The sequence below is a fragment of the Nonomuraea sp. NPDC023979 genome, from assembly GCF_040639085.1.
In the GTDB taxonomy this organism is placed as follows: Bacteria; Actinomycetota; Actinomycetes; order Streptosporangiales; family Streptosporangiaceae; genus Nonomuraea; species Nonomuraea ceibae.
Genome location: NZ_JBEZZG010000023.1, coordinates 12,713 through 36,269, shown reverse-complemented (window position 1 = coordinate 36,269; position 23,557 = coordinate 12,713). Strand labels below are relative to the sequence as shown.

Below are 23,557 nucleotides of genomic sequence, written 5' to 3'. Positions count from 1 at the left end.
TGGACGGAGACCCCCCTTGAAGAGTTACCTCCCGGTGCTGGCCACGCCCGGCGCCTGGCGCTTCCTGCTGCCCGCGCTCGTGGCCCGGCTGCCGTTCGCGATGACCCAGCTCGGCGTCCTGCTGCTGGTGGAATGGTCCACCGGCGCCTACGGGCCGGCGGGCGTCGCCGCCGCGGCGGCGGCCGTGTCCCAGGCCCTCGCCGGGCCCCGCTTCGGCCGGCTCGCCGACCGCCACGGCCAGGCCAGGGTCCTCGTCCCGCAGGTCGGCGCGCACGCGCTGGCCCTCGGCGGGCTGGTGGCGCTGGCCGCCGCCCACGCCGCCGTGCCGCTGCTGGTCGCCGCCGCCGCGCTCACCGGCGCGAGCGCGCCCCAGGTGGGCGCGATGGTCAGGGCCCGATGGGCGCACCGGCTCAGCGGCCCGGCGCTCAACACCGCCTTCGCCGTCGAGTCCGTCACCGACGAGCTCACCTTCACCCTCGCCCCGGTCGTCCTCGTCGCCCTGTCGACGTCGTACTCGCCGGTGGTGGCGCTGCTGGTGGCGCTCGTCCTCGTCGTCACCGGCACGCTCACGTTCGCCGCCGTGCGCACCGCCGCCCCGCCGGGCTCGGCCCGCTCGGCGGCCTCGCCCGGCCCCGAGCGGGCGGTCGGGGTGCTGCGCCTGCGCGGCGTGGCGCTGCTGGCGACCGCCTTCCTCGCGATGGGGTCGGTGTTCGGCAGCCTCCAGGTCGGCATCACCTCGCTTACCGAGGCTCTGGGCACCGCCGCCTCCGCCGGACCCGTCTACGGCGCGTTCTCCGGCGCGAGCCTGGCCGGCGGGCTGCTGTACGGGGCCGTGCGCTGGCACGTCCCCGCGACCGTCCGGCTCGGCTGCGGGCTCGTCCTGCTCGCCGCCGCGACCAGCGCCCTCGTCCTCGCCGGCTCCCTGCCCCTGCTGTACGGCGCGGCGGCGCTGGCCGGGCTGGTGATCGCGCCCGTCGTGATCACCGGCTACACCATCATCGACGGACTGGTGCCCGCCGCCGCCCGCACCGAGGCGTTCACCTGGCTCAACGGCGCCATCGGGCTGGGCATCGCCGTCGGCTCGTCGGCGGCCGGGCAGCTCGTGGACCGGTTCGGCCCGTCGCTCGCCTTCGTCGTGCCGCCGCTGATCACGGGCCTGGCGGCGGCCCTCGTCCTGGCCCGCCGCCGCGCCCTGCTGCCCCGCCCGGCCGTCACGAGTGAGCGCGTGCCAGCACTTCCTCGGGGATGACCTTCGGCACGCCGCGCAGCCCGACCAGCGCCAGCAGAGCCACCAGCGCCAGCATGCCGGCCGTGGCGAGCGAGGTGACGTGCACCGCCTCCACGAACGCCGTCCGCGCCGCCTGCACGAGCTGCCCGGCCTGCTCGGCGGGCAGCGTCTCGGCCAGCGCCATCGCCCCGGCGATCGACTCCCTGGCCGGCTCCTCCGGCACCCCGGCGGGCACCCGCACCCCGCTCGTGTACGTGCTGTTGAGCACGGTGCCGAGAATCGCGATGCCCAGCGCGCCGCCCAGCTCGAACGACGTCTCCGACACCGCCGCGGCCGCCCCCGCCCGCCGCGCCGGCGCCGTGGCCAGCACGTTGTCGTTGTTGACGGTGAACGCCAGGCCGATCCCCATGCCGCCCAGCATCATCACGGCGGCGATGGCCAGGTAGTTCACCTCCATGCCGAGCGTGCTGTAGTAGAGGAACGACAGCGCGTTCATCGCCAGCCCCAGCGCGACCACGCCGTTCCTGCCGATGACGCCGATGAGCTTGCCGGCCAGGATGCCGCCGATTGCGCCGCTCAGGCCGCCCGGCAGCCCCGCGAGCCCCGCCTGCAGCGGCGACCAGCCCAGCACGAGCTGGAAGTACCAGGCGAAGATCAGCGACATCGCCATCATCGTGAAGATGGCCAGCAGGTTCGTGCTGATGGACGCGGTGAACGCGCGCCTGCGGAAGAGCCGCACGTCGATCAGCGGCTCGGCCAGCCGCGTCTGCCGCCACACGAACACCACCAGGCAGAGCACGCCCAGCGCGGCGGCGACGAGCACGTCCGCGTCGGGACCCCGGTGCGCCACCTCCTTGACCGCGTAGATGACCGCCACGACCCCGGCGAACGAGAGCACCACGCTCGGCAGGTCGATCCGCCCGGCGTCCGGGTTGCGCGACTCCGGCAGCACCAGGAAGCCCCACACCAGCACCACGGCCATGATCGGCAGGTTGATCAGGAAGACCGAGCCCCACCAGAAGTGGTCGAGCAGCAGCCCGCCCACCACCGGCCCCACCGCGAACCCGGCGGCGCTCATGCCGCTCCAGATCCCGATGGCCGTGGTCCGCTCGGCGGCGTCGGTGAACACGTTGCGGATGATCGACAGCGTGGACGGCATGATCGTGGCCCCGGCCACGCCCAGCAGCGCCCTGGCCACGATCAGCAGTTCCGGGCTGGGCGCGTACGCGGTGACCGCCGAGGCCGCGCTGAACGCCACCGCCCCGATCAGCAGCAGCCGCTTGCGGCCGATCCGGTCACCGAGGTTGCCCATCGTGATGAGCAGGCCGGCCAGCGCGAACCCGTAGATGTCGCCGATCCACAGGAGCTCGGTCGAGCTCGCGCCCAGGTCGCCGACCAGCCGGGGCAGTGCGAGATGCAGGACCGTCATGTCCAGCGAGAGCAGGAGCGTGGCCAGGCAGGCGACAGCCAGACAGGCCCATTTCTTCGTCATGCCGCCACTGTCGCGGCAGGCGCTGACCGCCCGCCTACCGCCGGCTGACGGCCCCGCCGACCCGCGTCAGCAGGGCGGCGACTCGCTCGCGCACGTCGGCCGTGCTGTGCCACTCCTCCGGGCACTCCTGGCTCGCCTGCTCGGCCCACCGCCGCGCCGTGGCGAGATCGCCCGCGGCCAGCGCCAGCTCGCCCAGCCCGCAGTGCGCCCGGGCCAGCGTGTCGGACGCGCCGATCCGCCGCGACAGGCGCGCGGCCTCACGGTAGTCGGCACGCGCCCCCTCCAAGTCGCCGACCCGCGCCCGGGTGTCGGCCCGGCGGCACAGGTTGTCGCTGGTGTCGGCCAGCGCGCCCAGCTCGCGCGACAGCCGCAGCGCCTCGTCGGCCATCGCGGCCGACGCCGCGTAGTCGCCCTGCATGAACGCCACGTCGCCGAGCCCCGACACCACGAGCATGGCGCCCCACCGCTCGCCCATCGCCCGGAAGATGTCCAGCGACTGCTCGAACTGCGCCTTGGCCTCCTCCAGCCGGCCCTCGAACTGCATGATGAACGCCTCGCCGCTGTGCATGAGCGCCCGCTGCCAGGGCGGCAGCCGGTCGACGAGCTGCCGGGCCACGTCCACCGACCGGTAGTCGGTGGGCGGGCCGGTGAACATCGGCAGCAGCAGCGTCAGGAACTCCAGCCGCCGCAGCAGGTACTCCTCCGGCAGCAGCCCGTGCAGCGCCTCCAGCCGCGCCGCCATCTGGTCGTCGATCGCCCGCCCGGTCCAGGCGGCGACGAGCACGCACATCGCGTACTCCTCGTCCATGCCCTCCGGGACCGTGTCGTCCAGCCGCCCCAGCAGGTCGGCCGCCAGCGTCGCGCTGGTGACCCGGTGCCCGCGCATCCACCAGTAGCAGGCGGAGTAGGCCACCAGGCGCAGCGCCAGCTCGGCCTGGCCCGACTCCGTCGCCCACCGCACAGCCGCGTTCAGGTCGTCGCCGGCGGAGTCCAGCCGGGCCAGCCACTCCAGCTGCTCGCTGCGCCGCAGGTGGGCGTCGGCGGTGCGGACCAGCTCCAGGTGGTAGGCGGCATGCCTGTCGCGCAGCTCGTGGCTCTCGCCCGACTCCTCCAGCCGCTCCGCGCAGAACGCCCGGATCGTCTCCAGCATCCGGTAATGGCCGCCGACGGACTCGACCAGCGACTTCTCCGCCAGCGAGAACAGCACCTCCTCCGGCTCCCCGCACACCCGCTCGGCGGCCTCCGCCGTCGCCCCGCCCACGAACACCGTCAGCCGCCTGGCCAGCCGCTGCTCCGCCTCGTCCAGCAGGTCCCAGCTCCACGCCACCACCGCGCGCAGCGTCTGGTGCCGGGGCAGCGCCGTCCGGCTCCCGCGCGCCAGCAGCCGGAACCTGTCGTCCAGCCGCGCCGCCACCTCCCGCACCGTCAGCGTGCGCAGCCGGGCCGCGGCCAGCTCGATGGCCAGCGGCAGCCCGTCGAGCGCCCGGCAGATGCGCGTCACGTCCGCGGCGTTGCCGTCGCCGACCGTGAACCCCTGCCGCACCGCCGCCGCCCGGTCGGCGAACAGCCGCACCGCCGGATAGCCGAGCGGGTCGGCGGCGTCCGGCGGCGGCAGCCGCAGCGGCGGCACCGGCAGGATGCGCTCGCCGATGATGCCGAGCGCCTCCCTGCTGGTCGCCAGCACGCGCAGCCCCGGGCAGGAGGCCAGCAGCAGGTCGGCCAGGTCCGCCGCGGCCTCGACCAGGTGCTCGCAGTTGTCCAGGACGAGCAGCAGCGTGCGGTCGGCGAGCGCGGTGACCAGCCGCTCGGCTGGCTCGACGGCGGGCAGCTCGGCGCCGTGCGTGCGGTCGCGGATGTCCAGCGCGGCCAGCACCGCCGCCGCCACCTCCGCGCCGTCGGACACCGGCGCGAGCTGCACGAAGCACACGTCGCCCTCGGCCCGCCCGGCCACCTCGCCCGCGAGCCGCGTCTTGCCGGAGCCGCCCGGGCCGATCAGCGTGACGAGCCTGGCCTCGGCCAGCTCGGCGCGCACCTGCGCGAGCTCCTCGGCCCGGCCGACGAAGCTGGTGAGCTGGGCGCGCAGCCCCTGCCGGGTCGAGCCCGCCGCCGGCGCGCCCAGCGACGGATCGGCCCGCAGCACCGCCAGGTGGGCGGCGGCCAGCTCCGGGCCCGGCTCGACGCCCAGCTCCTCGTCCAGGATGCGCCGCCCCTCCTCGAACGCGGCCAGCGCCTCCGCCTGCCGGCCGCTGCCGTACAGGGCGCGCATGAGCTGGGCGCGCGGCCGCTCGCGCAGCGGATGGTCGGCGGTCAGCCGTCTCAGCTCGGCGACGACCTCGCGGTGGCCGCCCAGCGCCAGATCGGCCTGGACGCGGTCCTCGACGGCGGCCAGGCGCAGCTCCGACAGTCGGGCCGCCGCCGCCTCCGCGTGCGGCGCGTCGGCCAGCGCCGTCCCGCGCCACAGCTCCAGCGCCTCGCGCAGCAGCGCCGCCGCCCGGCGCGCGTCACCGGCCGCCAGCGCCTCCCGGCCCTGACCGGCCAGCCGCTCGAACCGGTGCGCGTCGACGTCCAGCGGATCGGCCACCAGCCGGTAGCCCGCAGGATGGAACTCCACCCGGTCCCGCCCCAGCACCCGGCGCAGCCTCGACACCTGCGACTGCAGCGCGTTGGCGACCCCTTCCGGCGGGCGCGACCCGTACAGGCCGTCGACGAGCTGCTCGGCGCCCACCACCCGGCCGGCCTCCAGCGCCAGCAGCGCGAGCAGCGCGCGCACCCGGGGCCCGCCCAGCGGCACCGGGGTGCCGTCGTCGCCCAGCGCGGCGCTGGGGCCCAGGATCTCGAAGCGCATGCCCCGATTATCGTGGCTCGGGCAGCATGGCGGTGATGTCCGCGTAGGAGGGCAGGTCCGGCTCGTCCTGTCCGCGTACGGCCCGCAGCGCCGACAGGGCGCCGCGCAGGCTCGCCCGGTAGAGCAGCGAGCCGGTGCTCACCCGGGCGACGCCCACCCCGGCCAGCTCGGCGAGCGACGGGCCGCCCGGCTGGTAGAGCACGTTCACCGGCAGTGGTGTGCTCTCCACCAGCCGGGCGATCTCCCCCAGATCGCTCAGACCGGGCACGAAGATCCCGTCGGCGTGCCCGTAGGCGCGCACCCGCTCCAGCGTGTCGCCGGTCCCGAGCCAGCGGGTGTCGGTCCGCGCGTTGACGAACACGCCCTGCCCGCGGGCCGCCTCGATGATCGCCTGGTGGACGCCGATCGGCCGCAGCGTGCCGTCGGCCCGGCCGTCCTCCAGGTTGACCCCGGCCACGCCCAGCCCCGCCAAGGTGGCGATCAGCTCGGCCACCTCGCCGGGGTCGTCGCTGAACCCGCCCTCGACGTCGACGCTGACCATCACGTCCAGCGTCCGCATCGTCGCGGCGAGCGCCACCGTCTCGTCCCTGGTCGCGCCGCCCGCGTCAGGCTTGCCGTGCACGGCCGACACGCCCAGGCTGGTGGTGCCGACGGCCGCGAACCCCTCCCCGGCCAGCACCGCGGCCGACCCGTAGTCCCACGCGTTGGGCAGCAGCAGCGGCTCGCCCGGCCGGTGCAGCGCCCGGAACCTCTCGCTCATCGTCCCGCTCCGATCTCCACCAGCGCGTCGAGCACCCCGGCGGCCAGCGCCAGCGCGTGCCGTGACGCCGGGCAGGGCCGCAGCCCGGCGCCGAACGTCAGATGCGGCGCCTCCCCGCGGGCCGGGTCGAACCGCTCCGGCGACGCGAACACCTCAGGGTCGCGATTGGCGGCCACCAGGTCGATCACCACCTCGTCCCCGCTCTCGCGGTCCACCCGCCGCGTCACCTTCAGCGGCGGGTCGTGCCGCAGCGTCTCGTGCAGCAGGTCGTCCACCGCGACGCCGGGCGCCGCGTGGGCCAGCGCGTTGCCGATCAGCCCCTCCACGGAGGCGTGCGCCTGCAGCAGCAGCGTGACCAGGGCGATCCGCTCGTCCTCCGGCCCGGCCGCCCGCTCGGCGAGCTTCACCAGCTCGGCCACCGCCGCGTCGGCCGCGCCGGACTCCTCGCCGGACAGGTAGCCGGGCGCCGCCGCCCGGACGGCCTCGGCCAGGCGGCCGGGCTCCGCGAACCCGAGCGCCTCGCCCAGCACCTCCGTGGGCACGTCCCGCCACTCGCCCCGCCGGGCCGCCGTCAGCGCCCGGGCCGCCTCCCGTAGCGCCGCCGGGCCGAGCCGGGCGAGCGGCGCCGACAGCGTCGCCCGGCGGCGCGCGTGCTCCTCCCCGGAGCTGAACCTGGACACCCGGGCGCGCAGCCAGGCGAGCGTCCCCACCGGCGCGCCCTGCCGCACGGGCGGCGGCACGTACCGGGAGTCGGCGAGCACGGAACAGGCTTCGGAATGACGTGTGACGAGCATGTGATCACGCTAGCCCGGCAACGGTTCGCCGCCCGTCTAACCATGCCGGTCGTCCGCGCTGATCAGGCGACCAGCCGCTCGCTCTCCTGCGGCGGCCGCACCGGCTCGGCCGCCGGGACGGGAAGCGGCGTCCGGGCGGCGACGGCGCGTCCGCCCGCGGCCACCGCCATGGCGACGATCAACGCGATCTCAGCCACCACCAGCGCCCGCTCCAGCAGGCCGTAATAGCCGGCGCCGCCGATCCACGCCGAGGTGAACGAGGCGGGGTGCGCCGCCAGGTAGACGGCCAGCGCGACCACGGACGTCAGGCTCAGCGCCCGGACCGCGTTCCAGCGCGGCAGCGCCTTCCGGCCCCGCGCCAGCGACCACCCGGCCACCGGCAGCGTGGTGAACACGACGGCGGCGGCCCACCGGTGGATCTCCCCGGTCAGCGTGCCGATCTCCGACCCGCCCGGATCGGTGGGGAAGACCGCGCTCATCATCAGCCCGGCCGCCGCCGCCAGCAGCAGCACCCTGGTCGCCGCCGTGCGCCCCGGCTCCCGTACGGCCAGCCCGTACGCCAGCGTCAGGCACGCCCCCGCGAGCGCCAGCATGCCGGCCAGCACGGGCAGCAGCCCCCCGGACACCAGCGCGTAGTCGCTCAGCAGCGGCTGCGACGGCAGCGCGAGCTGCGCGTAGCCGAGGGCGAGCACGGCGACCAGCGCCCCCGCCACCGTCCCGCCGACGGCGAACCCGATCGCGCCCTGCGGGGCGTCCTGCCTGGATGTCATCGCGTGACCTCGTCATAGATCTGCTCGAACCGGGCGAGCGACGTCTGGTGATCGTGGGTGAGCGCCAGCTCGCGGCTGGCCCTGCCCAGCCGCTCCCGGAGCGCGTCGTCCGAGAGGATGCCGGACAGGTGCCGGGCCAGCGCCATCACGTCGCCCGGCTCGTACAGGTAGCCGTTGCCCGCCACCAGGTGCGGCAGCGCCATCGCGTCGGCCGCCACCACCGGCAGCCCCGACGCCATCGCCTCCAGCGTGGCGATGCTCTGCAGCTCGGCGACGCCCGGCATGGCGAACACGTCGGCCGCGGCGAACGCCTGCGGCATGCTCTCGTCCGGCACGAAGCCGAGGAAGAACGTCCGCTCGCCCACCCCGATGCGCCGGGCCAGCCGCTCCAGCACCTCGCGCTGGTTGCCCTTGCCGACGAACGCCACCTGCGCGTCGGTGTCGTTCAGCACGTACGGCAGCGCGCGGACGATCTCGTCGAGCCGCTTCTCCTCGTCGAGCCGGCCGACGAACAGGACCGTGGGCCGGTCCGGCAGCCCGAACGCCTTGCGCGCCCACGCCTTCGGCTCCGCCCGAGGCTGGAACCGGGCCAGGTCGATGCCGCACGACACCGCCTCCACCTCGCGGGTGAAGCCCTGGTCGCTCAGCAGCTTGGCGGCCAGCGGCGTCGGCGTCGTGATGTGGTCGGCCTTGCCGAAGATCCGGCCGAAGTCGCGCCAGGCCAGCCGCCCGGCCTTGGCCCGCAGCCGCGCCGGGATGTGGCCGAACTGGAAGAGGTTGTCCGGCATGAAGTGGTTGGTCGCCACCACCGGGATGTCGCGGCGGCGGGCTGCGGCGATGGCCGCCCGGCCGACGACGAAGTGGCCCTGCGTGTGCAGCACGTCCGGCTCGATCGCGGCGACGAGCCGGTCCAGCCGCGTCGGGACGGTCACCCGCATGGTCGGGTGGACCAGGACCGGAGCCGAGCGCAGCCGGTGCACGATCACCCCGTCGACCACGTCCGCGCTGGCCGGGCCCAGGTCCGACTGGCACACCACGTGCACCTCGTTGCCGCGCTCGGCCAGGCCGGTGGCCAGCCGGTGGGTGAAGTAGGCGGCGCCGTTCACGTCGGGCGGGTAGGTGTCGGTGGAGATCAGGATGCGGCGCGGGCGGGCGGGGACCGGGACGAGGGCGGCCGAATCGTCGACCGCGTGCAGGGGCATGGCCATGGTGGTGACTCCGTTGTGTCGAGGTTGGAGGAGCTTCACGTGTGTGGTGCGCGCTGTGGCGGTCATGTCCTGGCCTCCAGCGGCGTGGTGCGGGCCAGGGCGACGGTTCCGGCGGCGGTCAGCGCCGCCGCCGCGATCGGCAGGACTCCCGTCGGCACCGGCTCACCGAGCAGCAGCGCGCCGAACGCGACGGCGGTGAGCGGGTCGGCGATCTGCAGCGAGGCGAAGGACACCCCGAAGTGGCCGACGGCGTAGGCGCGCTGCAGCATCATCAGCGCCAGCAGCGCCGGGACGGGCAGCGCCAGCAGGTACCACCAGTTCCAGCCGCCGTCGACGAGCACCCGCAGGAGCGTGGCGGTGGCGCCGTAGAGGACCCCCGAGGCCGTCGCCAGGAGCGCGGCCCGGCCCGCGTGGGAGGCGGCCTTCGACCCCGCCCACAGCAGCACCGCCGCCACCCCGGCGACGCCGAGCAGCGTGAGCACGCCGGCCGGGTCGAGCCTGGTCGGACCGTCGGACTCCGGCACCAGCAGCACCAGCCCGATCAGCCCCGCGGCCACCACGCCCGCCGCGGCCAGCTCCCGCCGCTCCGGCCTGCGGCCGTGCAGCGTGGCGGCGATCGGCAGCGCGAACAGCAGGCTCGCCACCCCCATCGGCTGGACGACCGTCAGCGGGCCGAGGCCGAGCGCCACGATGTGCAACCCGCCTCCCACCAGGATCGACGCGCCGCCGATGAGCCAGCGCGGCCGCCGGAGCAGGGCGAGCAGGCCGGGCTTGGCCGTGCCGACCGCTTCGAACTGCTGCAACGCGGCTCCGAGCGCGAAGAACAGCGAACCGATCAGGGCGATCACCGCGGCCAGCACAGTCATGCCCACTCCTTTCAACCTGGATAGTCGCCAAAAAGGGTCAAACGGACGTGTCCGCCGGAAGGCGCTCGGGAGAAGCCTTGATGGCGCGCCGCTTCCTGACCCACCGGACGATCTCCACGACGGCCGTGACCGACAGCGCGATGCCCAGGCCGAGCAGCAGACCCTTGATCGGGTCGTTCTCGAACGCCATCCCGCCGAAGAACCCGATCAGCCCCGAGTAGACGCCCCACGAGACCGCCGCGATCGAGTCGAAGAACGTGAACGACCGCAGCGGATAGCGCACCGCGCCCATCGTGAGCGTCGTCGCCGTCCGCCCGCCCGGGATGTACCGGGCCACGACCAGCACCAGCCCGCCACGCTCGGCCAGTGCGCCGCGCGCCCACACGAACGCCTTGCGCTCCCGCAGCCTGCCGCCGCCCTTGTGGCCCAGCAGGTAGGAGATGTGGTCGCCGCAGAACGCGCCGAGCGCCGCCACCACGATGACCAGCGCCAGGTTCGTCTGCCCGCTCGCCGCGAACACCCCGGCCGTGATGACGGAGGTCTCCGCCGGCACGACAGGGAAGAACCCGTCGAGCAGGGCCAGCGCGAACAGCGCGACGTACAGCCACGGTGACGACATCACCTGCTGGAGCCACTCCAGGATGGTGTGGGACATCAGTGTGTTCTCCGATCAGTCAGGAGCGCTCTCAAGCCTGGTGGCGTGAGGGACGACGGGACATCGGGGATGCCCCCGGTCGAACGCGGGCCCTTCCCCGAGCCGGGTCAGGGCCAGCGCACTCCGAAACTAGGAACCCCGCGGGTGCCGGCACATCGGCCGATCGGCATGCACCACCCCCGACTTTCGTCAGGGGCGGCCTGCGACCTGCTTCGATCAAACCGGTTCAGGAAGCCCGGCACAGGAGTGGAGGTATCCGCCTTTGTGGTGGTGCTAGCCCCACCCGAACCGGGGGACGGCGCACCACCCCTGACTTTCGTCAGGGTCCCGAACCGACCATCGGCGGCACCGGCCGGTCGTGCGCCGCCGGTAGCTTCGGACCCGTGAAACGACTGCGCCGCGCGAACCGTCAACAGGTGATCCGGGACGTGCTCCTCTGGTTCCTGCTGTCCGTCGCGGTCTCCATCATGGGCCCCGACCCGCTCGACGGCCTGCCCGCCTTCGCCCTGGTCACCGTGCCCCGCATCGCGCTGATGGGCGTGGTCGTCCTCGTCGGCCGGCCGTGGCCGCTCGCCGCCGTCGCGCTGCTGCTGCCGTTCGGGCCGTGGGACTTCCGCGAAGGCTTCGCCACCAGCGACCTCACCTGGCTCTCGCCGCCGTCCAGCGGGGTCAAGATCCTCCCGCTCCTGCCGGTCTCGGCGTTCGTCATGTGGTACGCGTACCTGACCGGACGGCGGCTGGCCCGCGTCTGGCCCGCCCTCGCCCTGGCCGCCGTCGCCACCGGCATCGGCGTCGTCCTCGTCCTGACCAGAGGCGGCACCCTCGCCCTCTGGGTCACCATGACCTCCGGCCTCGCCGGCACCTACGCCGTGCCGTACCTGCTCGGGCTCCTGCGCCGCCGTCTCCTCCAGCAACGCGCCCAGGCCCGCCACTCCACCGCCGAACAGGCCCGCCTGCGCGAACGCGCCAGGATCGCCCGCGACATGCACGACTCCCTCGGCCACGACCTCGCCCTCATCGCCGTGCGCGCCGCCGGGCTCGAGATGTCGCCGAACCTCGACCCCGCCCAGGTCAAGGCCGCCGGCGAACTCCGCCTCGCCGCCGCCGACGCCACCGAACGGCTCCACCAGATCATCGGCGTGCTCCGCGACGACACCGACACCGCGCCGCTCGTCCCCGTCCACGAAGACGTCACCGCCCTGGTCGAACGCGCCCGCGCCTCCGGCATGCGCATCACCCTCGACGTCACCGGCCCCGTCCCCGAGCTGGCCCACGCCGTCGTCCAGGAAGGCCTCACCAACGCGGCCAAACACGCCCCGGGCGCCGCCGTCACCGTCGAGATCGGCCCCCACCGCGTCACCGTCCGCAACGGCCCCGCCACCGGCCCCCGCCCCGCCCTCCCGATCGGCGGCGGCCTCGGCCTCGCCGGCCTCCGCGAACGCGTCCGCCTTGCCGACGGCACCCTCACCGCCGGCCCCACCCCCCAAGGCTGGATCCTGACCGCCACCCTCCCCTGACCTTTCTCCGTACGCGACCTCCCACCGCCGAGCGGCACCCCGCCGGCCACGACCCCGCCGAGCGGCCCGGCGCATGCGGGGGGCAGGTCCCCCGGAGGGGGGAGGGGGGTCCCCTGGGGGCGGGAGGTGCGGGGGGCGGGGCCGGGGGAGGGTCGGGGTATGACGACTCCGAGGGCCGGAATCGGCCGGATCACCGCGGCGCTCGTGGCGATCGCCGCCATGCTCCCCTACCTCACCATCAAGATCCTCTGGCTGACCGGCAGTTCGCTGGGCGTCACGGACCCGAACCTCATGGGCACCTCCACCATGCTCGGCATGAACGCGCTGACGTTCGGCATGGACGCCGTGGCCCTGGTGCTGGCGCTGGCGTTCACGATGCGGTGGGGGATGCGGCTGCCCGCCTGGCTGGTGCTGCTGCCGCTGTGGGTGGGCACGGGCCTGCTGTCGGTGGTGATGGTGACCGCGCCGCTGGGCCTGGGGCTGGAAGGCATGGGGGTGTTCGCGAACGGCGGCCCGATCGAGCCGTGGGTCTACCTGGCCGTCTACGCCGGCTTCTTCGGCCAGGGCGCGGGCCTGCTGACGGCGTTCGTGCTGTACGCGCGCGACCGCTGGCCCGCCCTCTTCTCCACCCCGATCGGGTACGGTCCCGCGCCGGCGACCAAGCCGTTCCAGCTCGTCGTCGGGTGGGGCGCGCTGCTGGTGGTCGCGCTGCTCGGCGGGACGCGGATCGTCTGGGCACTGGGCGGCGGGCTGTCGGCGGTGGCGGCCGCGCAGGGCGTGCTGAAGGGCGGGCTGGCGATCGCGGCCGGGGCGGCGCTGCTGGTCGTCGTGCGGGGGAGCGGGCGCAGGCCGTTCTGGCAGCCGCTGGCGGCGGGCTGGCTGGGCTCGGGGGCGATGTTCGGCTGGGGCATGTACGCGCTGATCGTGATGATCGTGGGCGGCCCGCTCGGCGTCGAGATCGAGGCGGCGGCGGGGCTGGTGGAGCTGTTCACCACGCTGACGGGGCTGGTGATCGGGATGTGCGGGGGATTCGTGCTGGTGGAGAGGCTAACCGTGGGCGACGTGCAGCCGCCGCAGCACCCGCTTGAAGGCGAAGACCGAGACGGCGATCGCCAGGCCGCTCATCACGGCCACCGCTGAGGTGCGCAGCAGCATGAACCCGCCGAGTGATCCCGCCAGCGACTCGTACACGGCCAGCGCGATGCTCACCGTCGAGTTGGCCAGCAGCACGAACGCCCACAGCAGCGTGATCCTGGCGAAGAAGCGGCGTACCCGCTCGTGCTTGAGCACCGCGTTCGGCAGGTGGATGTAGTCGAGGGTGAGCTTCTGCACGAGCGGCCGGTTGAGCCGTACGGAGGCGAGGAAGGCCATGCTGATGCAGATCGTGCCGAGTTCGGGCTGGATGAAGTACCACATCCAGGTGCCGGTCCACAGGCCGACGATCGTGCGCAACGTGATCGCGGCGGCGGCCAGCAGCATCGTCGCCGGCACCGGGATCCGCCTGATCAGCCGCCACGCCACGCCCCCGTACACCCAGGCGCACGTCAGGATGAGCGCCCACTGCAGCCCCAGCACGACCATCGCCAGGTAGAACACCGCCATCGGCGCCACCACGGCTTCGAGCAGCCGGGGCGCCGCCTGGCGGGCGAGGGCGGTGAGACGGGGCAGGGTCACGGGTGGATGATTCAACGCTGACTCCGCTGATAGGCCGATGGCCGGGGCACTACCCGGGCTTACGGGCTGGCAGGCTTGCCGGATGGGCCGCTCGATGTCACCTGGCGGTCACCCTGACGCCTGAGACGATCGCACCGGCGGGTTGCCGGTCACTTACCGGTGGCTTACCGTACCTGAGGTCCCGGGCCGCGACGGCCTGTTTTGCCGCGTTCCATCGGCCCGCCGCCCGTTACCGCATGTCGGGGCCGCCATACTTCTTGGGAAAGAGTCTCAGCCGAGCGACGTCGTGGCCAGCTTGGCCCCGAACCCGACGAACAGCGCCCCCACGCCCGACGTCAGCCCGGCGCTCAGCCGCCTGCGCGAGCGGAACTGCGCCGCCAGGAAGCTCCCGCCGAAGATCAGCGCCGTCAGGTAGAGCAGGCTGAACACCTGGATGATCGCCCCCAGGATGAGGAACGACAGCGCCGGGGTCGCGTAGCCGGGGTCCACGAACTGCACGAAGAACGAGATGAAGAACAGGATGGCCTTCGGGTTGAGCAGGCTGATGGCGAGCGCCTTGCGGAACGGCCGAGGGTCGCGCACCGGCCGCACCTCCGCCGCGGCCCCGGCGGGCGACGGGTCACGCCAGGCCCGCCACGCCCCGCGCAGCATCTGGAACCCGATCCACACCAGGTAGCCGGCGCCGGCGTACTTCACGACGGAGAACAGCAGCGGCGACGACTTCAGCAGCGAGGCCGCCCCGACGGCGGCCAGCGCCATGAGCACCGTGTCGCCCACGAACACCCCGGCCGCGGCCCGATACCCCTCACGCACCCCCCGCTGCGCGGCCAGCGTCAGCACGAACAGCGAGTTGGGCCCCGGCAGCAGGATGATGAAGAAGGCGCCGATGACGTAGGTCCACAGGTCGGTGATACCGAAGAACATGCCGCTGCACTCCAGGTGAAACGTGGTGACACATCACGGTATCGCCTGGCGGGACTCAGCCGAAGAGCTCCTCCGCCGAGCTGACCTTCAACGACCGCACGAGCAGCTCGTCGAGCAGGTCGGTGTCCGTACAGGCCATCACCCGCTCCCGCACCGCATCGGGCACCTGAACCCCCCGCTGCTCCAGCACCTTCAGCACCGATCGCGCCTCGCCCTCGGCCCGGAGCTGCTGCGCGTACTCGGACTGGTAGCGGTACGTCTTGGTGGACATCAGCTCTCTCCAAAGTCGTCGGGCCTTGGTGCCACCGAGACCCACCTCGGTGAACTCGGCGAGGAATCCAGCATGGTCGCTGTCGATGGTGTCCAGGGCGGCTGCCAGCGCATCCAGTATGACATTCACCCTGCGTGAGGTCCCGTGCGTGATGGCGGAGAACGCCGCCAGCACCACGTCCTTGGCCGCCTCGGACCGGTCCGTGATCGCCGGGACGTTGTCGGGCGGTGCCAGGTGAAGTGCCTCGCTCAGGAGTTTCCGGGGAGTCGGTGGGCGGCGAGGGGGTGGACGCGGTGGTGGACGACGGTGGAGAGGGTGATGACGGTGGTGCTGCGGCGGACGCCCGGGATGGCGAGCATGCTGTCGATGACCTGCTGGACGTGTTCGTTGTCGCGGCCGGCGATGCGGCACCAGACGTCGCCGGGGCCGGTGACGATGTGGGCTTCCAGGAGCTCGGGCATGGCGTGGAGCGCTTCGGAGATGTGCGCGCGGGCGGCCTGCTCGACCTCCAGGGTGGTGAACGCCTGGACGGGGTAGCCGAGGGCGGCGGGGGAGAGGACAGGGCCGAAGCCGGTCACGACGCCGTCGGCGGTGAGGCGGTCGAGGCGCGCCTGGACGGTGCCGCGGGCGACGCCGAGCAGGCGGGCGATCTCCAGGAGCCCGGCGCGGGGCCGCTCGGCGAGGAGGCGCAGCAGTCGAAGGTCCAGTTCGTCCAGTCCGTGGCGCCGTGCTGGCATATTTGCCACCTTAAGCCGAAATTTCGTGTCGAAACGTGCAGCATAGACGGCCCCCTGTTGTCACAGAAGCGAGGCGTACGGAGACTGCGGGGTCATGGAGCACCCTTTCATCCCTTATGCCCCACCCCGCTACACCCCCGAAGAGATGATCAGGCGCGGCGAGGAGTTCTACGCGTTCGCCGACTCCCGGCGCAGCGTCCGCATGTTCAGCGACGAGCCGGTCCCGTACGAGGCCGTGGAGCTGGCCGTGCGGGCGGCCGGGACCGCGCCGTCGGGCGCGCACCAGCAGCCGTGGACGTTCGTGGTGATCGGCGACCGGGAGACCAGGAAGCGCATCCGCGAGGCCGCCGAGGTGGAGGAGCGCCAGAACTACGAGGGCGGCCGGCTGCCCCCGGAGTGGCGCGAGGCGCTGGCCCCGCTGGAGACGAACTCCGACAAGGGCTACCTGGAGGTGGCGCCCTGGCTGGTGGTGTGCTTCGCGCAGAAGTACGGGGCCCGCCCCGACGGCTCCCGCGTCAAGCACTACTACGTCAACGAGAGCGTGGGCATCGCCTGCGGCCTGTTCATCGCGGCGCTGCACTCCATGGGCCTGTCGACGCTGACGCACACGCCGAACCCGATGGCGTTCCTGACGGAGATCTGCGAGCGCCCGGCCAGCGAGCGGCCCTACATCCTGTTCCCGGTGGGCTACGCGGCCCCCGGCGTGCGGGTCCCCGACCTGGCGCGCAAGCCGCTGGAGGAGACACTGGTGCCGTTCCCACCGGATTTGGGCCTTTCCTAGCCGGGCCGTCGTCTTCACTCTCAGTTCAGGCGCGTGTCAACACCGAGCCCACGCGCCTGGGAGGACGAAGGTGAAACGCCGATTAGTCATCCTGCTCGCCGTCCTGGGTCTGATCTGCCTGACCGGCGCGACCGGGGCGGGAGCGACCGCGGAGCCGCCGGCGAACAAGCAGTACCGGGTGCAGGGCCCGGCGGACGCGCGGGAGCGCAGCGCGGTCGCCGCGACCGGGGCCGCGATCGACGAGGTGACGAAGGACTCGGTCCTGGTCACCGCCACGGAAGCCGAGGTGTCCGCGATCCGGAAGCTCGGCTATCGGGTGACGGAGGCGCCCGGCCCGTTACCCCCGGCCCGTGCGCGGGTGGCTGACTTCCCGCCCGCGGACTCCGGCTACCACACGTACGCGGAGATGATCGCGTTCATCCAGGACCTGGCGGCCGACCATCCCGGGCTGGTCAGCACGTTCACGTACGGGACCTCGTACCAGGGCCGGCAGCTCGTGGGCGTCAAGATCAGCGACAACGCCGGGACGGACGAGGCGGAGCCGGAGGTGCTGTTCACCGCGCACCAGCACGCGCGCGAGCACCTCACCGTCGAGATGGCCCTGTACATGATGGACCTGCTGACCGACGGGTACGGCACGGACTCGCGGATCACGAACCTGGTGAACACGCGGGAGATCTGGATCATGCCGGACCTCAACCCGGACGGCGGCGAGTACGACATCGCCACCGGCAGCTACCGGTCCTGGCGCAAGAACAGGCAGCCGAACAGCGGCTCCTCGGCCGTCGGCACCGACCTGAACCGCAACTGGGCCTACCAGTGGGGCTGCTGCGGCGGCTCGTCCGGCTCGACGTCGAGCGAGACGTACCGGGGCCCGTCGGCCGAGTCGGCGCCCGAGGTGAAGGCGGCGGCGAACTGGGTGCGCGGCCGGGTCGTGGGCGGCGTGCAGCAGATCAAGGCGCACCTCGACTGGCACACCTACAGCGAGCTGGTGCTGTGGCCGTACGGCTACACCTACAACGACACGGCGCCGGGCCTGACGCAGGACGACCGGGACGCGCACGCGACGCTGGGTCAGAGCATGGCCGCCAGCAACGGCTACACGCCCGAGCAGTCCAGTGACCTCTACATCACCGACGGCACGATCAACGACTGGATGTGGGGCGTCTACAAGATCTTCAGCTACACCTTCGAGATGTACCCGAGGGGCGCCAGCCCCGGCTTCTACCCGCCGGACGAGCAGATCGTGCCGCAGACGACGCGCAACCGGGAGGCGGTGCTGCTCTTCCTGGAGAGCGCCGACTGCGTCTACCGGGTGATCGGCAAGGAGTCCCAGTACTGCGGCACCGGCACCCCGCCGGTGACCGTCTACTCCGACACGTTCGAGACGGCCACGGGCTGGACGGCGAATCCGGGCGGCACGGACACGGCGACGGCCGGGCAGTGGGAGCGCGGCGACCCGGAGCAGACCGACTCCTCGGGCGTCAAGCAGCTCGGCACCACGGTCAGCGGCTCGAACGACCTGGTGACGGGCCGGTTGGGCGGCTCGGCCGGGACGTACGACATCGACGGCGGCGTGACGTCGATCCAGTCGCCGCCGATCACGCTGCCGGCCTCGGGCACGCTCGGCCTGTCCCTTTCCTGGTATCTCGCGCACGGCTCGAACGCGTCGAGCGCGGACTACTTCCGGGTCAGGGTGGTGGGCGCCACCACGGCCACGGTGGTGAACCAGGCGGGCGCGGCCACCGACCGTGACGCCGCCTGGAGTGTGGCGACCGCGAACCTGAACGCCTTCGCCGGGCAGACGGTCCGCATCGTCGTCGAAGCGGCCGACGCGGGCACAGCCTCCCTGGTGGAGGCGGCTGTGGACGACGTCCGCATCACCCAGCAGCCGTAATACCGGAAAGGCCGATTCGGGCATTATCGGCGTCCTTAACCTGGGAACTGCTTTGGGTCTTGTAAGGCAACGGTGTCAAAGCTACGATCACGGCAACTCTTAGGAAACTTTCCTAAAAGAAATCATGGCCCGCGTGACACCCCCCCAGGAGCCCGCGCCTCGCCGCTGCGGGCTGTGCCGTACGGCTCGCGTTCTCACCCCCCGGCGCGAGCCGTACGGCACATCATCCAGAAGGACGACATGTGAAACCTCGCGTCATCCTCGTAGCCCTCGCGACTCTCGCCGTCAGCCTCATCGCGCTCCCCGCCCAGGCTGCCTCGGCCACCGCCACCTTCGCCAAGGTCTCCGACTGGGGCTCCGGCTTCGAAGGCAAGGTGACCATCACCAACGGCACCACCACCGCCATGAACGGCTGGAACGTCCAGTTCGACGTGCCGGCCGGCTTCACGATCCCGTCCGCCTGGAACGCCAACATGTCCAGGAACGGCCAGCACTACACGTTCACGAACCCGAGCTGGGCAGGCAACCTGGCCGCCGGGGCGAGCGCCAGCTTCGGCTTCAACGGCACGCCCGGCAACTTTCCCGGCATCACCAACTGCACGCTCAACGGCGCGCCGTGCGGCGGCGGCGACAACGAGCCCGGCGCGCCCGGCAAGCCCGGCGCCGTCCAGGCCACCAGCACCGACAACAGCATCGCGCTGACGTGGGGCGCCTCCAGCGGAACCGTCACCGGCTACCGCGTCTACGAGGGCACCGCTGTCAAGGCCACAGTCAGCTCCACCAGCGCCACGATCAGCGGCCTGGGCACCTGCGAGCCGCACACCTACACGGTCAAGGCGTACAACGACCAGGGTGAGTCGGCGGCCAGCGACCCCGTCACCGCCACCACGACCGGCTGCGACACCGGCAACCCCGGCCCGCTGCCCAAGCACTTCCTCACCGGCTACTGGCACAACTTCGTCAACGCCGCCACCGAGCTGAAGCTCTCCCAGGTGCCGGACGACTACGACCTGATCGCGATCGCGTTCGGCGAGGCCACCTCCACGGCCGGCGAGGTCGTCTTCTCGCTCGACCCGGCCCTGGCCGCCGCCGTCGGCGGCTACACCGACGCCCAGTTCAGGGCCGACGTGCGGGCGCTGCAGCAGCGCGGCAAGAAGGTCATCCTGTCCGTCGGCGGCGAGGCCGGCCGGGTGCAGGTCGCCAGCGCGGCCGCCGCCACCAGGTTCGCCGACTCGGTGTACGGGCTCATGCAGAGCTACGGGTTCGACGGCGTCGACATCGACCTGGAGAACGGCCTCAACGCCACCTACATGGGCCAGGCCCTGCGCTCGCTGCGCGCCAAGGCCGGCGCGGACCTCATCATCACGATGGCCCCCCAGACCATCGACATGCAGTCGACCGGGATGGAGTACTTCAAGCTCGCGCTGAACATCAAGGACATCCTCACCGTCGTCCACACGCAGTTCTACAACTCCGGCTCCATGCTCGGCTGCGACCAGTCGCAGGCGTACTCGCAGGGCTCGGTCAACTTCATGACCGCGCTCGCCTGCATCCAGCTGGAGAACGGCCTGCGCCCCGACCAGGTGGCCCTGGGGCTGCCCGCCGGGCCGGGTGCGGCGGGCGGCGGCATCGTGTCGCCCACGCTCGTCAACCAGGCGCTCGACTGCCTGGCCAAGCTGACCAATTGCGGGACCTTCCGGCCGCCGCGCGCCTACCCGGGCATCCGGGGCGCGATGACCTGGTCGATCAACTGGGACGCCAGCCACAACTGGAACTTCTCCAGGACCGTCAAGCCGCACCTCCGGGGAATGCCATGAGAATCCGTCGCCTGTCCCTCGCCCTGCTCACCTCAGCGGCGCTGACCGCGTCCGGGGTGGCCGCGATCAGCCCGGCCGCCTACGGCGCCACCGGTAGCGCCACGAGCGCCGCCACCGCCGCCTACCCGGCCTGGGCCGCGTGGACGGCCTACACCGCCGGCACCCGCGTCACCCACAACGGCGCCGACTACGAGGCGATCCAGAGCCACACCTCCCTGCCCGGCTGGGAGCCGCCGAACGTGCCCGCGCTGTGGAAGACGGCCACCGGAGGCGGCAACGACACCCAGGCGCCGTCGGTGCCGGCCAACCTGCGATCGACCGGCACCACCACGACCAGCGTCTCGCTGGCCTGGAACGCCTCCACGGACAACGTGGCCGTCAGCGGCTACGACGTCTACCGGGGCAGCACGCTGGTGTCGACCGCGACGGGCACGTCGTTCACCGACACCGGCCGCACCCCGAACACCTCCTACACCTACACGGTCCGGGCCCGCGACGCCGCCGGCAACGTGTCGGCCGCCAGCAACGCGGTCACCGTCACCACGCCCGACGGCCCCGGCCAGCCGGACCCGACCAGGATGCCCGGCGCGCCCTACCTCTACATGGGCTGGGGCAGCCCGCCGAACCCGGGCACCGTCATGGACGCCACCGGCGTCAAGTCGTTCACCATGGCCTTCATCCTGGCCAGCGGCGGCTGCAACCCGGCGTGGGACGGCAACCGGCCGCTGACCGGCGGCGCCGACGCCCAGGCGATCTCCACGATCAAGTCCAAGGGTGGCAGCGTCCAGGTGTCCTTCGGCGGCTGGTCGGGCAACAAGCTCGGCCCGAACTGCTCCACGCCGCAGGCGTTCGCCGGCGCGGTGCAGCAGGTCATCAACGCCGTCGGGCCCGCCGTGGTGGACTTCGACATCGAGAACACCGACGAGTTCGAGAACTACACCGTCCAGGACCGCATCCTGAACGGCCTCAAGATCGTCAAGCAGAACAACCCGAACGTCAAGATCGTGGTCACCTTCGGCACCACCAGGACCGGCCCCAACGCCCACGGCGTCCGGCTGATCAACCAGGCCAAGGCCCTGGGCGTGCCGATCGACAACTTCACGATCATGCCGTTCGACTTCGGCGGCTCCAACATGTACCAGGACACGGTCAACGCCTCCGAGGGCCTGAAGACCGCGCTCAAGAACGCCTACGGCTGGACCGACGCGCAGGCGTACGCGCACATGGGCATCTCCGGCATGAACGGCCTGTCCGACCAGCAGGAGCTGACCTCGCCGGCGATCTGGACGCAGATCCGCGACTGGGCCCTGTCCAAGGGCCTGACCAGGCTCGCCTACTGGGCCGTCAACCGCGACCGCCCCTGCCCGGGCGGCGGCGTCACCGCTCACTGCAGCGGCATCGCCCAGACGGAGTGGGAGTTCACGAAGACCACCGCCGGCTTCTGACCGGCAGGTGATCGACGGGGGAGGGCGCCACACCTGCCGGCGCCCTCCCTTCTCATGCCAGACAAGGAAGGATCACCATGAAGTTCCGAGGGTTCGCGGCGGCGGCCGCCCTCGCGCTGGGCCTGACCGCCCTCCACCCCACCTCCGCCCTGGCCGCGAACATCGTGCTGAACCCCGGCTTCGAGTCGGGCCTGTCCGGCTGGACCTGCTCGTCGGCCGAGGCCGTCTCCTCCCCGGTGCACGGCGGCGCCGGCGCCGTCCGCGGCACCCCCGCCGGCGCCGACTTCGCCCGCTGCCAGCAGACGATCACCGTCCAGCCCAGCACCGCCTACCAGCTCTCCGCCTGGGTCCAGGGCGGCTACGTCTTCCTGGGCGCGACCGGCACCGGGGTGAACGCCAGCACCTGGGGCCAGCCCGGCGCCCAGTGGCAGCAGCTGAAGACCTCCTTCACCACCGGCGCGACCACCACCAGCGTCGCCATCCACGTCAACGGCTGGTACGGCACCGGCGCGTACGTGCTCGACGACGTGATCCTCGACGGCCCCGGCGGCCAGCCCGACACCGAGGCGCCGAGCACGCCCGGCAACCTCGCCGTCGGCAACGCCACCAGCACGAGCCTCACCGCCACCTGGAGTGCCTCGACCGACAACTCCGGGAGCGTCGCCCGCTACGAGGTCTCACGCAACGGCGGCGCCCCCGCCGCCACGACCGGCACCACCCACACGGCCACCGGCCTGACCCCCCAGACGGCCTACCGCTTCAAGGTCCGCGCCTGCGACGCCGCCGGCAACTGCTCCCCGTACACCGGCGAGGTGACCGGCACCACCACGGTGGGCGGCGGCGACGGCGGCGACCTGCCCGAACGGGTCATGGTCGGCTACCTGCACGCCTCGTTCGCCAACGGCTCCGGCTACATCCGCATGAGCGACGTCCCCGCCGAATGGGACATCATCAACCTGGCCTTCGGCGAGCCCACCTCGGTGACCTCCGGCGACATCCGCTTCAGCCAGTGCCCGGTGGCCGAGTGCCCCAACGTCGAGTCCGAGGCCGACTTCATCGCCGCCATCGACGCCAAGCAGGCCCAGGGCAAGAAGGTGCTGATCTCCATCGGCGGCCAGAACGGCCAGGTCCAGCTCACCACCACGGCCGCCCGCGACAAGTTCGTCCAGTCGGTCAGCGCCATCATCGACCGCTACGGCCTCGACGGCCTCGACATCGACTTCGAGGGCCACTCCCTCTACCTCAACCAGGGCGACACCAGCCTCGCCAACCCCACCACCCCGGTGATCGTCAACCTCATCCAGGCGCTCAAGACCCTCAAGAGCAGGTACGGGTCAGACTTCGTGCTGACGATGGCCCCGGAGACGTTCTTCGTCCAGCTCGGCTACCAGTTCTACGGCCCCGGGCCGAACGGCACGGCCGACCGCAGGAGCGCCTCCTACCTGCCGGTCATCCACGCCATGCGCGACGACCTGACCCTGCTGCACGTGCAGGACTACAACTCCGGGCCGATCACCGGGCTCGACAACCAGTACCACACGATGGGCGGCCACGACTTCCACGTGGCCATGACGGACATGCTGCTGGCCGGCTTCCCCATCATGGGCAACGCGGCCAACGTGTTCCCGGCGCTGCCGCCGGAGAAGGTCGCCATCGGCCTGCCCGCCTCGCCCAACGCCGGCAACGGCTTCACCACGGTCGGGGAGGTGCAGAAGGCGTTCGACTGCCTGTCCAAGGGCACGAACTGCGGGCCGTACAAGCCGCGCGGGGTCTACCCGGGGCTGCGCGGCCTGATGACCTGGTCCATCAACTGGGACAAGTACAACGGTTACGAGTTCTCCCGCAGCCACCGGGCCTACCTGGACCGCCAGTAGGG

The 23,557-nt window shown here is 72.6% G+C and carries 20 protein-coding genes; 8 read left to right on the top strand and 12 right to left on the bottom strand.

Annotated elements, in window-relative coordinates; all coding sequences use genetic code 11:
- Positions 1–16 precede the first annotated feature (16 nt).
- Positions 17–1,249 carry an MFS transporter gene (locus tag AB0G11_RS32170; RefSeq protein WP_357590382.1) on the top strand — a complete coding sequence of 411 codons (1,233 nt, stop codon included), beginning with the start codon at positions 17–19 and terminating at the stop codon, positions 1,247–1,249.
- Here the strand turns inward: AB0G11_RS32170 and AB0G11_RS32165 are convergent.
- The 8 genes from AB0G11_RS32165 to AB0G11_RS32130 form a co-directional block, all read right to left on the bottom strand.
- The gene (locus AB0G11_RS32165; RefSeq protein WP_219509967.1) at positions 1,212–2,720 is read right to left on the bottom strand and encodes a DHA2 family efflux MFS transporter permease subunit; all 1,509 of its coding nucleotides are present in this window, start codon (positions 2,718–2,720) and stop codon (positions 1,212–1,214) included. The two genes, AB0G11_RS32170 and AB0G11_RS32165, sit on opposite strands and share 38 nt — an antisense overlap.
- 34 nt (positions 2,721–2,754) lie before the next feature.
- Positions 2,755–5,565, bottom strand: coding sequence for a BTAD domain-containing putative transcriptional regulator (locus tag AB0G11_RS32160; protein ID WP_357590380.1), 2,811 nt, complete (start codon positions 5,563–5,565; stop codon positions 2,755–2,757).
- Positions 5,566–5,572: 7 nt separating this feature from the next.
- The gene (locus AB0G11_RS32155; RefSeq protein ID WP_357590378.1) at positions 5,573–6,325 is read right to left on the bottom strand and encodes an isocitrate lyase/phosphoenolpyruvate mutase family protein; all 753 of its coding nucleotides are present in this window, start codon (positions 6,323–6,325) and stop codon (positions 5,573–5,575) included.
- The gene (locus AB0G11_RS32150) at positions 6,322–7,119 is read right to left on the bottom strand and encodes a cytochrome P450 (protein WP_357590376.1); all 798 of its coding nucleotides are present in this window, start codon (positions 7,117–7,119) and stop codon (positions 6,322–6,324) included. The genes AB0G11_RS32155 and AB0G11_RS32150 overlap by 4 nt, the downstream gene beginning before the upstream one ends.
- Positions 7,120–7,181: 62 nt before the next feature.
- Complete coding sequence (locus tag AB0G11_RS32145; RefSeq protein ID WP_219509959.1) at positions 7,182–7,889, bottom strand: DUF998 domain-containing protein; 708 nt, start codon at positions 7,887–7,889, stop codon at positions 7,182–7,184.
- Entirely contained in the window at positions 7,886–9,091 is a 1,206-nt protein-coding gene (locus tag AB0G11_RS32140; protein ID WP_246646056.1) for a glycosyltransferase, read from the bottom strand. Before AB0G11_RS32140 ends, AB0G11_RS32145 begins: the two co-directional genes overlap by 4 nt.
- Before the next feature lie 68 nt (positions 9,092–9,159).
- Positions 9,160–9,963: a DMT family transporter gene (locus tag AB0G11_RS32135; RefSeq protein WP_357590374.1), complete on the bottom strand. Its 804-nt coding sequence runs from the start codon at positions 9,961–9,963 to the stop codon at positions 9,160–9,162.
- 37 nt (positions 9,964–10,000) lie between these two features.
- Positions 10,001–10,618, bottom strand: coding sequence for a DedA family protein (locus tag AB0G11_RS32130; RefSeq protein WP_357590372.1), 618 nt, complete (start codon positions 10,616–10,618; stop codon positions 10,001–10,003).
- 383 nt (positions 10,619–11,001) lie between these two features.
- Here AB0G11_RS32130 and AB0G11_RS32125 point away from each other — a divergent pair, with 383 nt between their 5' ends.
- Both AB0G11_RS32125 and AB0G11_RS32120 read left to right on the top strand, forming a co-directional pair.
- Entirely contained in the window at positions 11,002–12,135 is a 1,134-nt protein-coding gene (locus AB0G11_RS32125; protein ID WP_357590370.1) for a histidine kinase, read from the top strand.
- 159 nt (positions 12,136–12,294) lie between these two features.
- Entirely contained in the window at positions 12,295–13,275 is a 981-nt protein-coding gene (locus AB0G11_RS32120) for a hypothetical protein (RefSeq protein WP_357590369.1), read from the top strand.
- On the opposite strand, the gene AB0G11_RS32115 is transcribed toward AB0G11_RS32120, so the two are convergent.
- The 4 genes from AB0G11_RS32115 to AB0G11_RS32100 all read right to left on the bottom strand — a co-directional run bounded on the left by AB0G11_RS32115 (position 13,183) and on the right by AB0G11_RS32100 (position 15,741).
- The gene (locus AB0G11_RS32115; protein WP_219517247.1) at positions 13,183–13,809 is read right to left on the bottom strand and encodes a VC0807 family protein; all 627 of its coding nucleotides are present in this window, start codon (positions 13,807–13,809) and stop codon (positions 13,183–13,185) included. The genes AB0G11_RS32120 and AB0G11_RS32115 overlap by 93 nt on opposite strands.
- A 270-nt stretch (positions 13,810–14,079) precedes the next feature.
- Positions 14,080–14,733 carry a leucine efflux protein LeuE gene (gene leuE / locus AB0G11_RS32110; RefSeq protein WP_357590367.1) on the bottom strand — a complete coding sequence of 218 codons (654 nt, stop codon included), beginning with the start codon at positions 14,731–14,733 and terminating at the stop codon, positions 14,080–14,082.
- A 55-nt stretch (positions 14,734–14,788) separates the two neighbouring features.
- The gene (locus AB0G11_RS32105) at positions 14,789–15,133 is read right to left on the bottom strand and encodes a hypothetical protein (protein WP_357590365.1); all 345 of its coding nucleotides are present in this window, start codon (positions 15,131–15,133) and stop codon (positions 14,789–14,791) included.
- A 119-nt stretch (positions 15,134–15,252) separates the two neighbouring features.
- On the bottom strand, positions 15,253–15,741 hold the full coding sequence (locus tag AB0G11_RS32100; RefSeq protein WP_357590363.1) for an Lrp/AsnC family transcriptional regulator: 489 nt from the start codon (positions 15,739–15,741) through the stop codon (positions 15,253–15,255).
- Positions 15,742–15,835: 94 nt separating this feature from the next.
- Between AB0G11_RS32100 and AB0G11_RS32095 the strand changes: the two genes are divergently transcribed.
- The 5 genes from AB0G11_RS32095 (at position 15,836) to AB0G11_RS32075 (ending at position 23,555) form a co-directional block, all read left to right on the top strand.
- Entirely contained in the window at positions 15,836–16,522 is a 687-nt protein-coding gene (locus AB0G11_RS32095) for a nitroreductase family protein (RefSeq protein WP_219517240.1), read from the top strand.
- Between the two features lie 70 nt (positions 16,523–16,592).
- Positions 16,593–18,419, top strand: a complete 1,827-nt coding sequence (locus AB0G11_RS32090) for a M14 family zinc carboxypeptidase (RefSeq protein WP_357590361.1) — start codon at positions 16,593–16,595, stop codon at positions 18,417–18,419.
- A 242-nt stretch (positions 18,420–18,661) separates the two neighbouring features.
- Entirely contained in the window at positions 18,662–20,236 is a 1,575-nt protein-coding gene (locus AB0G11_RS32085) for a cellulose binding domain-containing protein (protein ID WP_219517237.1), read from the top strand.
- Positions 20,233–21,681 (top strand): carbohydrate-binding protein, encoded by a 1,449-nt coding sequence (locus AB0G11_RS32080; RefSeq protein WP_219517235.1) that lies wholly within the window; start codon positions 20,233–20,235, stop codon positions 21,679–21,681. Before AB0G11_RS32085 ends, AB0G11_RS32080 begins: the two co-directional genes overlap by 4 nt.
- Positions 21,682–21,758: 77 nt before the next feature.
- On the top strand, positions 21,759–23,555 hold the full coding sequence (locus tag AB0G11_RS32075; protein ID WP_219517233.1) for a glycosyl hydrolase family 18 protein: 1,797 nt from the start codon (positions 21,759–21,761) through the stop codon (positions 23,553–23,555).
- Positions 23,556–23,557: the final 2 nt, after the last annotated feature.

Bases quoted from the DNA above. Each gene is read 5' to 3' on its own strand.
- AB0G11_RS32140 (WP_246646056.1), bottom strand. From the start codon at position 9,091: ATGCCCCTGCACGCGGTCGACGATTCGGCCGCCCTCGTCCCGGTCCCC.
- AB0G11_RS32130 (WP_357590372.1), bottom strand. From the start codon at position 10,618: ATGTCCCACACCATCCTGGAGTGGCTCCAGCAGGTGATGTCGTCACCG.
- leuE (WP_357590367.1), bottom strand. From the start codon at position 14,733: ATGTTCTTCGGTATCACCGACCTGTGGACCTACGTCATCGGCGCCTTC.
- AB0G11_RS32095 (WP_219517240.1), top strand. From the start codon at position 15,836: ATGGAGCACCCTTTCATCCCTTATGCCCCACCCCGCTACACCCCCGAA.
- AB0G11_RS32155 (WP_357590378.1), bottom strand. From the start codon at position 6,325: ATGAGCGAGAGGTTCCGGGCGCTGCACCGGCCGGGCGAGCCGCTGCTG.
- AB0G11_RS32135 (WP_357590374.1), bottom strand. From the start codon at position 9,963: ATGACTGTGCTGGCCGCGGTGATCGCCCTGATCGGTTCGCTGTTCTTC.
- AB0G11_RS32150 (WP_357590376.1), bottom strand. From the start codon at position 7,119: ATGCTCGTCACACGTCATTCCGAAGCCTGTTCCGTGCTCGCCGACTCC.
- AB0G11_RS32160 (WP_357590380.1), bottom strand. From the start codon at position 5,565: ATGCGCTTCGAGATCCTGGGCCCCAGCGCCGCGCTGGGCGACGACGGC.
- AB0G11_RS32165 (WP_219509967.1), bottom strand. From the start codon at position 2,720: ATGACGAAGAAATGGGCCTGTCTGGCTGTCGCCTGCCTGGCCACGCTC.
- AB0G11_RS32120 (WP_357590369.1), top strand. From the start codon at position 12,295: ATGACGACTCCGAGGGCCGGAATCGGCCGGATCACCGCGGCGCTCGTG.
- AB0G11_RS32100 (WP_357590363.1), bottom strand. From the start codon at position 15,741: ATGCCAGCACGGCGCCACGGACTGGACGAACTGGACCTTCGACTGCTG.
- AB0G11_RS32080 (WP_219517235.1), top strand. From the start codon at position 20,233: ATGAGAATCCGTCGCCTGTCCCTCGCCCTGCTCACCTCAGCGGCGCTG.
- AB0G11_RS32145 (WP_219509959.1), bottom strand. From the start codon at position 7,889: ATGACATCCAGGCAGGACGCCCCGCAGGGCGCGATCGGGTTCGCCGTC.
- AB0G11_RS32075 (WP_219517233.1), top strand. From the start codon at position 21,759: ATGAAGTTCCGAGGGTTCGCGGCGGCGGCCGCCCTCGCGCTGGGCCTG.